General features: G+C 74.9%; 1 pseudogene. It reads right to left on the reverse strand.

The features are described 5' to 3' along the window. Positions 1-223, reverse strand: a pseudogene (locus tag E4K09_RS20060) (Smr/MutS family protein); the annotation flags it as partial.

Here is a 223-nt window from a genome sequence, read left to right on the forward strand (position 1 = left end):
AAATGCGCCTCCTCCTGACGCATCCCGTGGAGATCGATGACCCCGTCCACGTCCTTCCGGCCCCGGCGCAGGGCTGCCAGGGTCTTGCGTTCCACGGGAGCGAGCGGCGGACCCACCGGTTTCTTCGGCTGGGGCGGCAGCGGGGGCAGGGGCGCGGCGGGCGCCGGGGGAACCTGCGGGGCAGGGGTGGTCGCGGTCTTCTCGTCCGGCTCGGGCTCCGGCG

It is taken from the genome of Microvirga pakistanensis (genome assembly GCF_004458765.1).
Classification (GTDB): domain Bacteria; phylum Pseudomonadota; class Alphaproteobacteria; order Rhizobiales; family Beijerinckiaceae; genus Microvirga; species Microvirga pakistanensis.